Below are 13,887 nucleotides of genomic sequence, written 5' to 3'. Positions count from 1 at the left end.
GCGATGTTCGGCCCCGAAGGTCCCACCCTGCGTGAACTCGCCGTCCAGGCGCTGTCGTCGGTCGAGCGCGGCTACGACCTGCTCGCCCCGAAGTTCGACCGCACCCCGTACCGCACGCCGGACCGGATCCTGGACGCCGTGGCGTCGGCGCTGGAGCCGATGGGCCCGTTCGGCACCGGTCTCGACCTGTGCTGCGGCACGGGCGCGGGCGTGGACGTCCTCGGCCGGGTGTGCCGGGAACGGGTCACGGGCGTCGACTTCAGCGCGGGCATGCTGTCCGTCGCGCGCCGGCGCCCCGTGCCCGGGGGCCCCGCGGTCTCCTGGGTGCGCGCCGACGCCCGCGCCCTGCCGTTCGGGCCCGCCTTCGACCTCGTGGTGAGCTTCGGGGCGTTCGGGCACTTCCTGCCCCGCGAACTGCCGGGCCTGTTCACCCAGGTGCGCTCCGTGCTGCGGCCGGGCGGCTGCTTCGCCTTCCCCGTCGGCGCCCCGTCCCGCCCCGGCTCCCGGGCGTACTGGGCGCTGCTGGGCTTCGACGCGGCGATGCGCGTGCGCAACGCCCTGTGGAGGCCGCCGTTCGTCATGTACTACCGGACGTTCCGGCTCGGCGACGTGGGCCGCGAGCTGGCGCGCACCGGTTTCCGGGTCGGCCTGCACGCCCTGCCCGCCTTCGGGTGCCGGCCCGACGGCAGCCCGCGTGCCCGGCTGGTCGTGGCCCGGCGGCTGCCGTGAACGGCGCTCACAGAGCGCTGTACAGGGCCTCCACCAGCGCCATCTTCCGCGGGTCGTCGGAGATGTGCGGCCCCATGCGGTTCATCGCATAGCCCAGCGAGACCCCCGCCTCGGGGTCCGCCAGTCCGCAGGACCCGCCGAAGCCGTCGTGTCCGAAGGCCCGCGGGTTGGGTCCGTAGGAGCCGTTCGCGCCGCTGAGCCACAGTCCGAGACCGATCTCCGTCTCGTGGGCGAAACCGGCGCCGAGGACCAGGTCGCGGCAGGCGCCCTGCCCCTCGCGCACCCGCTCGGCGGCCTGCGGGGACAGCAGGCGGCGGCCGCCGTACGAGCCCCGGCCCGCGAAGATCCCGTAGAGCGCGGCGACCGCCCGCGCCGTGCCGTGTCCGTTCGCCGCCGGGATCTCGGCGGCCCGCCACGCCGCCGTGTTGGCCTCCGCCGCGCCCACCGGGGGGTTGGTCAGCGCGGCGAGGGCCGCGGGCGTCAACCGGGCGAAGACCGCCGCCTGTCCGCTGCCGGACTCGGTGCGGGGGTGCACCAGCTCGGCCGCCCGGCCCGCCTCCCGCTCGGGCAGTCCGAAGGTGAAGTCGATCCCGAGCGGCCCGGTCACCTCGCGTTCGAGGAAGGCCCCGGGCAGCAGCCCCGACACGCGCCGCACGACCTCGCCGACCAGGAACCCGTACGTGACCGCGTGGTAGCCCGACCGGGTGCCCGGCTCCCACCAGGGCTCCATGGCCGCCAGCCGCGCGGTGGTCGACTCCCAGTCGTACAGCGCGGCCAGATCGTGCGGTTCCCGCAGGCCGGACAGGCCGGCGCGGTGCGACAGGAGGTGCCGTACGAGCACCTTCTCCTTCCCCGAAGCGGCGAACTCGGGCCAGTAGGCGGCCACCGGCGCGTCGAGGTCGAGCAGCCCGCGGTCGGCGAGGATGTGCGCGCACAGGGCGGTCGGGCCCTTGGACGTCGACCACAGGTTCACCAGCGTGTCCCGCTCCCAGGGGCGCGTGCGGGCCGCGTCGGCCCAGCCGCCCCACAGGTCCACCACCGTCGCGCCGTCGACGGTGACGGTCACCGCGGCGCCCAGCTCCCCCCGGTCCCGGAAGTTCTCCTCGAACGCGGTGCGCACCGCCGCGAAGCGGGCGTCGCAGCGGCCGTCGACCTGTACCTCGTGCTCGGACATGGACCCTCCGTCGTGCGCCGGGAAACCGGGCCGCGATGCGACGGCCCGGCCCGAAGAACGTACCGACTGGTCGGACCGGGTGGAAGTCCGCGGGCACGGCCCGTCCGGGCTCAGGCGTACGAGCGCAGCCAGCGCAGCTTCGCGGCCTCCTGGAAGGGGCCGCCTCCCTCGTGGTCGTTGAAGTCGTACACCTCGATCGCCTTGTCCTCGTGCGCCCACGCGTTGAACGCCGCGAAGACGGTCGACGGCGGGCAGGTCTGGTCCTCCAGGGCCGCCGAGAACAGGGCGGGAGCGCGGCCGCGTGCCGCGAAGTGCACGCCGTCGAAGTAGGACAGCGTGCGCAGGGCGTCCTGCGTGCGGCCGCGGTGCGTCTTCAGGTACAGGCCGACCTCCCGGTACGGGTGCCGGTCGGTGAGCGTGACCGCGCGGGGGAAGTCGCAGAGGAACGGCACGTCCGGCGCGACGGCCGTCAGGTCCGGCACCAGGCCGCCGACCGCGATCGTGATGCCGCCGCCCTGGCTGCCGCCGAGCGCGACCGTGCGCGCCGGGTCGGTCAGCGGGTGCGAGCGGGCCGCCTCGACCGCGCGCACCGCGTCGGTGAAGACACGGCGGTAGTAGTAGTTCTCCGGGGCGTCGATGCCGCGGGTCATGAAGCCCGGGTACGCGGGGGTGCCGCCGACCGGGTCGGCGGTCCCGCCACCGCCGCCCCAGGCGCTGCCCTGGCCGCGGGTGTCCATCACGAAGTGCGCCCGGCCCGTCGACGCCCACAGCAGGTGCTCGTGCGGCAGTCCGCGCCCGCCGCCGTACCCGACGAACTCCACGACCAGGGGCAACGGCTCCTCGGCCGCGGCGGGCAGCGTCAGCCAGCCCTTCACCGGGTGACCGCCGAACCCGGCGAACGTCACGTCGTGCACCCGTACCGTGGACAGTCCCGTGTCGACCGGTTCGAAGCGGGCGTCGAGGTCGTGCGCGCGGGCCTCCTGGAGCGTCTTGTCCCAGAACGCGTCGAAGTCCTCGGGTTCGGCGGACTCGCTGCGGTACGCGCGGAGTTCCTCGAGCGGAAGGTCGAACAGGGCCATCGAGAACCGCCTTTGCGGGGAGAACAGTGCCGGGCCGTACGGATGATCACACCGTATGCGAGCGGCCGGACGACTCGCCAGGTCCCCGGGGGCCGGCCGCGCGCCGCGCGGGAGGCGGAGCCGAGGGCGTCACGCCCGGCGGTGCGTCCACCGCGGTTCCGTACGCGCCCAGTCGCGCTCCCACTCGGCCGCCCGGCGCCGGAGCGCCGCCCGGTGGACGACGCCGTGCCCGACGAGGACCGTGAGGGCGGCGCCCAGGGCCGCGAACGCGCCGACGGTGACGGTGTGCTCCCGGACCGCGGAGTCGCCGACCGGAGGAGGCACGCTCCGGCCACGGGCGTCGAGCCACACGGCGACCACGTCGCCCGGCCGGGCACCGGCCGGGACGCGGCTCGTGGCGGTCCGCGTGTCACCGTCCGGCGTGGTCCAGCGCACGGCCACGCGGTACGACTGTCCGCCGGTCTGCGCCGACGGCAGGCTGCCGGGGGTGCGGTCGACCACCGTGGCGTGCACCCGGTGGCGTTCGGCCCGCTGCTGCGCCGCGATCGTCCGCGCCTGGTCCTGGGCCCACGAGGCCGCGGACACCCCCGCCACCGGGGCGCCGGCGAACAGCAGGACGGCGGCGACCAGCGCGGTCCACGCCTCGACGACGTCCGACCGGCGCCGCAGCGGATTGCGCCGCCGGCGCCGGCCGCGCACCAGGGTTCGCATGCCGACCTCCTCGCGATCACCGCGGCCGGAGGACCGGACGACGGCCGTACGAGGCGGGGCCGCCGTCGTCTCCGCATCGCGTCACGCGCGCGTGTGCCCGCACAGGTCTGGTACCCCGCCGGCGGACCTCGCTCACCGCCCACCACGACGCCCGCGCCGGATCGCCCGAGGGCCGTCGCACACCGCCGCCCGAGTGTCCGGCGGAACCACGGGGAACACGGCCCGCCGGGGGTCAGCCGAAGCGCTCGATGCGGATCCGGTCCACCGGCTGTCCCGCCGCCACCAGCAGTCGCGAGGCGTGTTCCGCGAAGGAGTTGGATCCGCAGACGTACGCCTCCCAGCCGCCGGCGGGCGGGTCGGCGAGCAGGGGGGTCAGGTGCGTGGCCGCCAGCCGTCCCACCGGCGTCCCCTCCGGGGCGCTCCGGGTGAACACGGGCGTCGTCTCCGCGCCGAACTCCCGCGCGTAGATCAGCTCCTCCGGGCTGCGCGCCGACACCAGCAGCCGCACCGGGACCGGCAGTCCCCGCGCCCGGTGGTGGCGCACCATCGACATGAGCGGCACCACCCCGGAGCCGGCGCCGAGCAGCAGGGCGGGGCGGTCCCCGGGCCAGGCGAAGAAGCCGCTGAGCGGACCGCGCACCTCGATCCGGTCGCCGGGCCGGGCCACCGTGTGGAACCAGCCCGACACCTCGCCGCCGGCGACGTGGTCGAGGGTCAGCTCGATGTGTCCCGAGTCGTCGGGCGCGGACGCCAGGGAGTAGTGGCGCTGGGCCACGTATCCGTCGGGCGCGGTCAGCCGCAGCATCAGGTGCTGGCCGGGCAGGTGGCCCGCCCAGCCCGGCACCGCCAGCCGGAAGGTGGCCGCGCGGGGCGTCTCGCGGCGGATCTCCGTGAGCGTGGCCGTCTGCCACGTCCCGGCCACCCCGCCGTCCACCTCGATGCGCCCGGGCACGGCGAACCGCGTCGGGGGGGTGGAGGCGCGTGCGCTGTGCGCCGAAGCCGTCTCAGTCACCGGAGTACCGCTGCTCCTCCCAGGGATTGCCGCGCGCGTGGTAGCCGTTCTGCTCCCAGAAGCCCGGCTCGTCGTGGTCGAGGAGCTCCAGGCCCGCGATCCACTTGACGCTCTTCCAGAAGTACAGGTGCGGCACCACCAGCCGCGCCGGACCACCGTGCTCGGGGGCCAGCGGCCGCCCGTCGTACTCCCAGGCGATCCACGCGCGTCCGCCGGTCAGGTCCGCCAGCGGCAGGTTCGCGGTGTAGCCGGTGTGCGCGTAGGCGACGGCGTGCGTGGCGGACGGCAGCGGGCCGGCCGCCTCCAGGAAGGCGTCCAGGGACACGCCCCCGAACCGCACCCCGAACTTCGACCAGCCGGTCACGCAGTGGATGTCGCCGGTGTACGCCGAGGTCGGCAGCCGGCCGGCGTCGGCCCGGTCCCAGGTGCGGGGCTCGGCCACCAGGCCGCCGATGCGGAAGGACCAGTCGTCGGGTGCCAGGTCGGGTGTGACCTCGGCGGACAGCACGGGCCAGTCGTCGCCCGCGTCGTACTGGCCGGGCGGCAGGCCCGGCCGGGCGGAGCGCGCGCGTCCGGTGAAGCCTCGGGTGGTGTTCATGCGGTGGGGCCTTTCGGCCGACGGGGAGGGACTGCCCGCGGTCGGCGTGATCGGTGCGTACGCGGTCAACGGTACGTGCTGCCGGGCGGCGCCTCAGTCCCGGCTCTCCCCGGACCCGGGGCCCTGCCACGCGTTGTACCGCTCCAGATACGCGGCGAAGCGGGCCAGGTCCTCCTCGGGCCACTGGGCGAGCCGCTCCCGGAAGGCGGTCCGGCGGCTCTCGGTGACCTGGGTCAGGATGCGCCGGCCGGCGTCCGTCAGATGCAGCACCTGGACCCGCTGGTCGTCCGGGTCGACGCGCCGTTCGACCAGCTCGGCGCGTTCCAGGGCGGCCACCTGCCGGCTCACGGTGGACTTGTCCAGGGCGTAGTGGGCGGCCAGGTCGGTGGCCCGGCACCCGTCCCGCTCCTCCAGATGCCCGAGCAGCGTGTACGACACCAGCGACAGCTCGGGGTGCATGCGTCCCGCCGAGGCGCGGGCGCGGCGGGCGAAGGCCGTCATCTCCCGCTGGATGGTCTCCACGGCCGCGTCCGCCGCACGGACACCGGGGGTGACAGTCGTCTCATCGGGCCTGTCGGCTGCCGTCACGGATCCTCCTTCGCAGTGCTGGTTGTATAGTACAACGAAAAGGAAGTTGTAAAAGCCAACCATTGGAGGATGCGGGCCGATGAGGTCGCACGCCCTGCGCCATGTGCTCACGCACCTGATCACCCCGCTGCTGATGTGCATCGGCATGGGGCTCGCGTACATGGGGGCCTTCGTCACCCCCGAGCCGAACCACCTGCCCGTCGCCGTCGTCGGCTCGGGCCCCGAGACCAAGGTGCTCGCCCAGACGGTCAAGGACCGGGGCGGCGACGCGCTCGACGTCCGGACCGTCCCCACCCGCGCCGAGGCCGTCGACCTGCTCCGGCACCGCGACATCACCGGTGCCTACGTGCCCGGCGGCAAGGCGCCCGAGGTCGTCGTGGCCACCGCCGCCTCCGACATGGGCGCCATGGCGGCGGAGAAGGTCTTCACCCCCCTCGCCGAGCGGCAGGGCGTCCCGCTGAAGGTCTCCGACGTCGCCGCCCCGGTCGACGACGACCCCACCGGGCAGGGCCTGTTCTTCCTCCTGATCGCGATCAGCATCGGCTCCTACGCCTCCGTGGCCGCCCTCGGCGCCGCCGGATCGGCCCTGGCGATGCGTGTGCGGGCGCTGCTGACGCTCGGCGTCTCGGTCGTCGTCGCCGGCATCGGCACCCTGCTGGCCGGCCCGGTCTTCCACCTCGCGCACCACGGCCTCGCCGGTGTCTTCGGCATGGCCTGGATCTACGCGGCGGGCATCCTGTTCCTCGGCGTGGGCCTGCACACCTTCCTCAAGCGGTGGACCACCCTCGCCATGATGGTGCTGTTCGTGATGCTCAACTTCACCACCTCCGGCGGCCTGTTCCGGCCCGAGCTGCAGAACGGGTTCTTCGGCACCCTGCACGCCTTCTGGAACGGCGCCGGCTTCGTCGAGGGCGTCCGCGGCCTGCTCTACTTCGACGGCGACGGACTGGGCCGCGGCGTCTGGACCCTGGCCGCCTGGCTGCTGCTCGGCCTCGTGGTGACGGGAGTCGCCGCCCTCCGCGAGCGGGCCGCCGCCCCCGCGCCGGCGCACCCGAGGCACGCGCGGCCGGACGCGGAGAAGGCGGGACCGGCCGTCGGCGAGAAGGCCGAGGAAGAGGCCGAGGAGGCCGTCGGCGTCTGATCGTTGGGGTAGGGTGACCGACGGCCGCGGACCGTCCCGGCCGTCGGACACCTGGGAGGTGAGACCCATCACCGCTGTGTCGGCCCGGGCGCTCTCACCTCTCGGCGACGCGGTCACCGGCGACCGGTGACCGGGAGAGCGCCCTTCGGTTCTCGAAAGGCTCCCGGCTTCCATGCCTCCATCGTTCTCCGCGTTCCCTTCCGCCTTCCCCTCCCGTGACTCCGTCGTGGCCGCGCTCCGCGCCGCGGGGTGCGTCTTCGCCGAGGACGAGGCGGAGCTGATCCTCACCGCCGCCCGCACCCCCGGCGAACTGGCCGCGCTGGTCGACCGGCGCGTCGCCGGCCTGCCCCTCGAACTCGTCCTCGGCTGGGCCGAGTTCCGCGGACTGCGCATCGCCGTGGCTCCCGGCGTCTTCGTCCCCCGCCGCCGTACCGAGTTCCTCGTGGAGCAGGCCCTCACCCACGCGCCCGGCGCGGGTGTCGTCGTGGACCTGTGCTGCGGCTCGGGCGCCGTCGGCGCGGCCCTGGCCGCCGCGCTCGACCGGCCCGAGGTGCACGCCGCCGACGTCGACCCGGCCGCCGTGCGCTGCGCCCGCGGCAACCTCTCGGCCGCCGGCGGCCGGGTGCACACCGGCGACCTGTTCGACGCGCTGCCCGGTGCGCTGCGCGGCCGCATCGACATACTCGCCGCCAACGTGCCCTACGTGCCCACCGGCGAGGTCGCCCTGCTGCCCGCCGAGGCCCGCGACCACGAGCCGCTGGTCGCCCTCGACGGCGGCACCGACGGGCTCGACGTGCTGCGCCGCGTCGCCGCCGAGGCGCCCGGCTGGCTCGCGCCCGGCGGCTGCCTGCTGGTCGAGACGAGCGAACGCCAGGCCCCGGCCGCCGTCGACGCCTTCACCCGCGGCGGCCTGACCACCCGACTGGAGGTCAGCGACGAGCTGTACGCCCACGTGGTGATCGGCGTCAGGCGGTAGCGGGGCGCCGGCCTACTCCGGTGGCGTGGCCCGGGCGATCAGCAGGGCCACGTCGTCGGAGTTCTGCGGCTCGTGCAGCGTGCGCAGAAGCAGGTCGCAGACCTCCTCCAAGGGCCGGTCCGGGCCTTCCAGCAGGGCGAGGAGCGCGGCCAGCCGCTCGTCGATCGGCTGCTGCCGCGTCTCGACGAGGCCGTCGGTGTAGAACACCAGCCGGTCGCCCGGGTCCAGGTCGACGGTGGTGGTGGAGAAGGCGACGCCGCCCACTCCGAGCGGCACCCCGGTGGGCAGGTCCAGCAGCTCCGGAGGACGGCCCGCGCGCAGCCGCACCGGCGGCAGGTGGCCGGCGTTGGCGATGCGGCACTGCCGGGCGTGCGGGTCGTGGACGGCGTAGACGCAGGTCGCGATGGCCTGGTCCAGGCCGGCCGTGGTCCGGTCGAGGTGTTCGAGCAGCAGCGCCGGATCCAGGTCCAGGGCGGCCAGCGTGTTCGTCGCGGTGCGCAGCCGCCCCATGGACGCCGCCGCCGTGATGCCGCTGCCCATCACGTCGCCCACGACCAGCGCGGTCTTGCAGCCCTCCAGCGGGATCACGTCGAACCAGTCGCCGCCGACCTCGCTGGTGGCCTCGGCGGGCTGGTAGCGGGAGGCGACCTCCAGGCCGCCCGTCACCCGCGGATGGCTCGGCAGCATGCTGCGCTGCAGGGTGAGGGCGGCGTCGCGGGCGTTCTGGTACCAGCGGGCGTTGTCGATCTGCACCGCCGCGCGCGCGGCGAGCTCCCGGGCCAGCAGCAGGTCGTCCTCGCCGAACGGCAGCGGATTGCCGGTCCGCTTCAGGTCCAGGGCGCCGAGCACCTCACCGCGCGCGATCAGCGGCACGGCCAGGTACGAGTGCACACCGGCCCGGCGCAGCAGCTCGGCCGCCTCGGGCGAACGGGCGATGCGGGTCAGGTCCTCGTCCGTCACCTGCGCCACCAGCACGGGCCGGGCGGTGCGCACGCACTCGGTGACCAGGCGGTCCGGCCCGTACCGGGCCACCTGTCCGGGCGGATCGGCCGCCCGCAGTGCCTCCGGGGAGTCCTCCGCCTGGACGGCCAGGGCCCGGATCACCGCCGGCTCGGCGGGCTCCAGGGCGCTGCGCCGGCCCTTGACCACGGCCTCCAGCAGATCCACGGCCGCTATGTCGGCGAGGCCCGGCACGGCCACGTCGGCCAGCTCGCGGGCCGTGCGGTCCAGCTCCAGCGTGGTGCCGATGCGGGCGGACGCGTCGGCGACGGCGGCGAGGCGGCGCCGCGCGGCCTCCGCCTCGACGCCCGCCCGGTACTGCTCGGTGACGTCCACGATCGACATGGCCACGCCCAGCACCGCGCCGAGGGCGTCCTCCAGCCGGTACAGCGAGACCGACCAGGCGTGGTCCTCGTCCGGGTCGGCCGGGGTCCGTCCGGTCGCCGACCGGTCGACGACCGGACGGCCGGTCTCCAGCACCTTGCGCGCCGCTCCCTCCAGCGCGTCGGCGTCCATCTGGGGCAGCGCCTCCCGGACCGTCCGGCCGATGTGGGCCTCGGCGGGAAGACCGTCGATCCGCTCCAGCGCCGGGTTGACCGAGACGTACCGCAGACCCGTGTCCAGGACCGCCAGCCCGATGGGGGACTGCGTGATCACCCGGGCGGACAGTGCCACGTCGCGCTCCAGCCGGCGCACGGTCGACCGGTCGGCCGCGAGCCCCAGCGCGTAGACGTCGCCCCGGTCGTCGAGCAGCCGCATGTTGCGGAACTCCACCAGCCGGGTGTCGCCGTCCTTGCGGCGGATGGGGAAGGCGCCGGCCCAGCTCCGGCCGGTCCTCATCACGTCGGCGAACAGCTTCACGACCAGCTCGAGGTGCTTCTCGTGGACCATGATCCGGGCGGCGTACTGACCCAGCGCCTCCTGGGCGGAGTAGCCGAACAGCTCCTCGGCCTGCGGGCTCCACAGCACGATCCGGCCCTCGGCGTCCAGCACGACCGAGGCCACGTTCAACACGTCGAGCAGTCCGCTGGGACGCACCGGTCCGCGCGGTGACCCGGCGCCCTCGAACCCGGCAGACCCGGCTGCACTCATCCCACGCCCCGCCTTCGCCGTGCCACGCGGCACGTCTTCCCGATGCCGACACCCCTGTTCTACCGCGTTCCCTCACGTACAGGGTCGTTCCTCCGGGCCCCTGTCGCCTCCTCCAGGATCTCCCCGTGGGGCGGTCACCGCCCCACGGGACGGCCGCACCCGGCGTGTTTTGGTATGTACATGACTGTCACGGGCGGTCACACTGTGCGCCGAGTGCGTGCCGCCCGACCCCCACCGAGGAGCCGCCCCATGCCCCTGCGCGCCCGGCGTCGTCACGCGGTCCTGACCGGACTCGCCGCCCTCGCCCTCCTCCTCGCCGCCCCGCCCGCCGGGGCCGCCCCGGCCGCCGGCACCTGGACGGAGGCCGGCTCGGACCGGGCCGACCCGCTCACCGAGAGCCAGGGCCTGGCCTCGGTGGAGGTCCCGGCCGGCAGCCCCAACCGGTACACCGGGATCGGCACCGTCCCCTGGGGTCTCGCCGTGCGCGGCTGGAACCACGTCGGCGACCCCGACGCCTCCTACGACGGGCACTACGTCGAGCCGTACCAGCGCGACGACGGGAACGCGAAGATGTTCCGCGTGCAGGCGCCGGACGGGCGGTGGTCGGAGTACGTGCACACGCTGGGCGCGGACGAGGCGCCGAACAACTCCTGGGCCGCGATCTCGCCGGACGGCCAGTGGATGCTGTCCGGCGAGTGGGGCACCATGGACCGGCTGCTGGTCTTCCCGACGCCCGGCGTCAACCCGGCCACCTCGCCCTCGGCGGACCTCCCCCGGGCGGCCACCGTCCGCCTGGACCGCGCCGTGCGCGACGTCCAGGGCTGCGACTTCCTCGACGCCACCACCCTCCTGTGCTCCTCCGACGACCCGGAGGGCACCCTCTTCGGGCTCACCCGACCGCTGCTGCGCATCGACCTCTCCGCCGCTCCGGCCGGCGCCGACGTCACCGGCCGCGTCACCGCCCTGCGGCAGCTGCCGCTGCGCAGTGCCTGCTCCGGCGGCTTCGAGGCGGAGGGCGTCGACTACGACCGCCGTACCGGCACCCTGCGCGTGATCGTCGTCTCCCCGGGCTTCTGCGCGCTGACCGACAGCAAGACCTACCGCCTCGTCCGCGGCTGAGGCGGCGGCCGTCGGCCCGTGCCGGTAGTGCTCTGCCCGAGGTGGTGCTTTTCTGGGGGTATGGGTGCGGTCTCCGAGGGGCGTCCACGCAGTGGGGCGGCCGACGGCGGCGCACCGCGGCCAGGAGAGGAGCGATCACGATGGACGGCGAGCGACTGCATCCGGAGGCCGTCTCGGTGGAGCTGAGCGGATGCGACAAGGAGGACGCCCGGACCGTGTTCGACGCCCTGTGCGCGTGTTTCTCGTCCGACCGGCACGCGGGCGACGCGACCCGGGAGTACGACGCGGTGCGCCCGACCGTGTGGCTCGGCACCTTCGACGTGGCCGACGCCCACGGGGGTGAGTGCGCCCCCACCCGGCTCCACGCCTCCGTGGAGGCCGACGTGCAGGGCGGCTACTGGGCGATCGAGCGGTTCCGCACCACCCTGGACTCCCTGTTCACCGTGCACGACCTGAGCACGGCCTCCGGCGACCAGGAGCGCGAACTGCACGTACGGCTGGAAAGCCGCTGACCGGGTCCCGCCGGCGCGGCGGTGTGGTGTGCGCCGCCTCTTTGTGCAACTAGTTGCACAAAGAGGCGGCCGTCCTCTACAACAGAGGCACCACACCGCGCACGGAGGGCCCGATGAGCCGTTACCCCCACCTGCTGAGCCCGCTCGACCTGGGCTTCACCACCCTGCCCAACCGGGTCCTCATGGGCTCCATGCACGTGGGTCTGGAGGAGGTGGAGCGCGGTTTCGAGCGCATGGCCGCCTTCTATGCCGCCCGGGCCCGCGGGGGAGTGGGCCTCATCGTCACCGGCGGCATCGCCCCCAACGACGAGGGCCGGCCCTACGAGGGCGGGGCCAAGCTCACCACCGAGGCGGAGGCCGCGCGGCACCGGGTCGTCACCGAGGCCGTGCACCGCGAGGGCGGCCGGATCGCGATGCAGATCCTGCACTTCGGCCGCTACGCCTACCACGCCGGCCTCGTCGCGCCGAGTCCGCTCCAGGCGCCGATCAGCCCCCACGTGCCCCGGGAGCTGACCGACGACGAGGTCGAGCGGACCGTCGACGACTACGTCCGCGCCGCCCGCCTCGCCCGCGGGGCCGGTTACGACGGCGTCGAGATCATGGGCTCCGAGGGTTACCTGATCAACGAGTTCACCGCCGCGCACACCAACCACCGCACCGACCGCTGGGGCGGCTCCCACGAGAACCGCATGCGCTTCCCCGTCGAGATCGTCCGCCGGGTGCGCGAGGCGGTCGGCGAGGACTTCATCCTCGTCTACCGCCTGTCCATGCTCGACCTGGTCCCCGGCGGCTCCACGCTGGAGGAGGTCGTCACGCTCGCCAAGGCCGTCGAGGCCGCCGGGGCGACCATCATCAACACCGGCATCGGCTGGCACGAGGCCCGCATCCCCACCATCGCCACCTCCGTGCCGCGCGGCGCGTACACCTGGGTGACCAAGCGGCTGATGGGCGAGGTGTCGGTGCCGCTCGTCACCACCAACCGCATCAACACCCCGGACCTGGCGGAGCAGTTGCTCGCCGAGGGCGCCGCGGACATGGTGTCGATGGCCCGCCCGATGCTCGCCGACCCCGACTTCGTCGCCAAGGCGGAGGCGGGCCGCCCCGAGGCCATCAACACCTGCATCGGCTGCAACCAGGCGTGCCTGGACCACACCTTCAGCGGGCGGATCACCTCCTGTCTGGTCAACCCGCGCGCCTGTCACGAGACCGAACTGGTCCTCTCCCCGACCCGGCTGCGCAAGCGCGTCGCGGTCGTCGGCGCCGGACCGGCCGGACTGGCCTGTGCGGTCGGCGCGGCCGAGCGCGGCCACGAGGTCACCCTCTTCGACGCCGCCGGCGAGATCGGCGGGCAGCTCAACGTCGCCCGCAAGGTCCCCGGCAAGCAGGAGTTCGACGAGACGCTGCGCTACTTCCGCACCCAGCTCGACGCGCACGGCGTCGACGTACGGCTGAACACCCCGGTGGGCGTCGACGACCTCACCGGTTACGACGAGGTCGTCGTCGCCACCGGCGTCACCCCCCGCACCCCGGACATCCCCGGCGTCGACCACCCGAGCGTCCTCGGCTACCTGGACGTCCTGCGCGACGGCGCCCCCGTCGGCGACCGCGTCGCGATCCTCGGCGCGGGCGGCATCGGCTTCGACGTCGCCGAGTTCCTCACCGACGGCGGCGACAAGGCCCACGAGAACCCCGCCGCCTACTTCCGCCTGTGGGGCGTCGACATGGACTACCGCTCGCCCGGCGGCCTCGCCGCACCCGAGCGCCCCGCCCCGCCGCGCACCGTCCACCTGCTCCAGCGCAAGACGTCCAAGGTCGGCGCCGGCCTCGGCAGGACCACCGGCTGGATCCACCGCACCGAACTCAAGCACCGCGGCGTCACCATGCTCCCGGGCGTGCGCTACGACCGGATCGACGACGCCGGCCTGCACGTCACGATCGGCGACGAGTCCACGGTGCTGGAGGTCGACACGGTCGTCCTGTGCACCGGCCAGGAGCCTCGCCGCGGCCTGTACGACGAGCTGGTCGCCGCCGGCCGCGACGCCCACCTCATCGGCGGCGCGGACGTGGCCGCCGAACTGGACGCCAAGCGTGCCGTCAAGCAGGGCACCGAGCTGGCGGCGGTGCTGTAGGAGACGCGGGGGAGCGGCGTGGGCCGTC

The 13,887-nt window shown here is 74.6% G+C and carries 13 protein-coding genes; 6 read left to right on the top strand and 7 right to left on the bottom strand.

The window, feature by feature from the left end:
- Positions 1-3: 3 nt before the first annotated feature.
- Entirely contained in the window at positions 4-729 is a 726-nt protein-coding gene (locus tag ACZ4V6_RS10100) for a class I SAM-dependent methyltransferase (protein ID WP_467824655.1), read from the top strand.
- A 7-nt stretch (positions 730-736) separates the two neighbouring features.
- Here ACZ4V6_RS10100 and ACZ4V6_RS10095 read toward each other — a convergent pair whose 3' ends face one another.
- The 6 genes from ACZ4V6_RS10095 to ACZ4V6_RS10070 form a co-directional block, all read right to left on the bottom strand.
- On the bottom strand, positions 737-1,903 hold the full coding sequence (locus ACZ4V6_RS10095; protein WP_467824653.1) for a serine hydrolase domain-containing protein: 1,167 nt from the start codon (positions 1,901-1,903) through the stop codon (positions 737-739).
- 110 nt (positions 1,904-2,013) lie between these two features.
- Complete coding sequence (locus ACZ4V6_RS10090) at positions 2,014-2,982, bottom strand: acetylxylan esterase (protein WP_467824650.1); 969 nt, start codon at positions 2,980-2,982, stop codon at positions 2,014-2,016.
- A gap of 129 nt (positions 2,983-3,111) precedes the next feature.
- Positions 3,112-3,693, bottom strand: a complete 582-nt coding sequence (locus ACZ4V6_RS10085; protein ID WP_467824647.1) for an Rv1733c family protein — start codon at positions 3,691-3,693, stop codon at positions 3,112-3,114.
- Positions 3,694-3,925: 232 nt separating this feature from the next.
- Positions 3,926-4,705, bottom strand: coding sequence for a ferredoxin reductase (locus ACZ4V6_RS10080; protein ID WP_467824644.1), 780 nt, complete (start codon positions 4,703-4,705; stop codon positions 3,926-3,928).
- On the bottom strand, positions 4,698-5,303 hold the full coding sequence (locus ACZ4V6_RS10075) for a sulfite oxidase-like oxidoreductase (protein ID WP_467824642.1): 606 nt from the start codon (positions 5,301-5,303) through the stop codon (positions 4,698-4,700). The genes ACZ4V6_RS10080 and ACZ4V6_RS10075 overlap by 8 nt, the downstream gene beginning before the upstream one ends.
- A gap of 93 nt (positions 5,304-5,396) precedes the next feature.
- Positions 5,397-5,891, bottom strand: a complete 495-nt coding sequence (locus ACZ4V6_RS10070) for a MarR family winged helix-turn-helix transcriptional regulator (protein WP_467824640.1) — start codon at positions 5,889-5,891, stop codon at positions 5,397-5,399.
- Between the two features lie 79 nt (positions 5,892-5,970).
- On the opposite strand from ACZ4V6_RS10070, the gene ACZ4V6_RS10065 reads away from it, so the two are divergent.
- Positions 5,971-7,032, top strand: a complete 1,062-nt coding sequence (locus ACZ4V6_RS10065; protein ID WP_467824638.1) for a hypothetical protein — start codon at positions 5,971-5,973, stop codon at positions 7,030-7,032.
- Positions 7,033-7,204: 172 nt separating this feature from the next.
- Positions 7,205-8,008, top strand: a complete 804-nt coding sequence (locus ACZ4V6_RS10060) for a putative protein N(5)-glutamine methyltransferase (RefSeq protein WP_467824637.1) — start codon at positions 7,205-7,207, stop codon at positions 8,006-8,008.
- A 12-nt stretch (positions 8,009-8,020) separates the two neighbouring features.
- Here the strand turns inward: ACZ4V6_RS10060 and ACZ4V6_RS10055 are convergent, their stop codons facing one another.
- The gene (locus tag ACZ4V6_RS10055) at positions 8,021-10,099 is read right to left on the bottom strand and encodes a SpoIIE family protein phosphatase (RefSeq protein ID WP_467824635.1); all 2,079 of its coding nucleotides are present in this window, start codon (positions 10,097-10,099) and stop codon (positions 8,021-8,023) included.
- Positions 10,100-10,348: 249 nt separating this feature from the next.
- On the opposite strand from ACZ4V6_RS10055, the gene ACZ4V6_RS10050 reads away from it, so the two are divergent.
- The 3 genes from ACZ4V6_RS10050 to ACZ4V6_RS10040 all read left to right on the top strand — a co-directional run bounded on the left by ACZ4V6_RS10050 (position 10,349) and on the right by ACZ4V6_RS10040 (position 13,859).
- Positions 10,349-11,218, top strand: a complete 870-nt coding sequence (locus ACZ4V6_RS10050; protein WP_467824634.1) for a hypothetical protein — start codon at positions 10,349-10,351, stop codon at positions 11,216-11,218.
- A 140-nt stretch (positions 11,219-11,358) separates the two neighbouring features.
- Positions 11,359-11,730, top strand: coding sequence for a hypothetical protein (locus ACZ4V6_RS10045; RefSeq protein WP_467824631.1), 372 nt, complete (start codon positions 11,359-11,361; stop codon positions 11,728-11,730).
- 113 nt (positions 11,731-11,843) lie between these two features.
- Positions 11,844-13,859: an oxidoreductase gene (locus ACZ4V6_RS10040; protein ID WP_467824628.1), complete on the top strand. Its 2,016-nt coding sequence runs from the start codon at positions 11,844-11,846 to the stop codon at positions 13,857-13,859.
- Positions 13,860-13,887: the final 28 nt, after the last annotated feature.

It is taken from the genome of Streptomyces sp. NPDC029152 (assembly GCF_055564355.1).
This window is presented reverse-complemented; position numbering and strand designations above follow the sequence as displayed.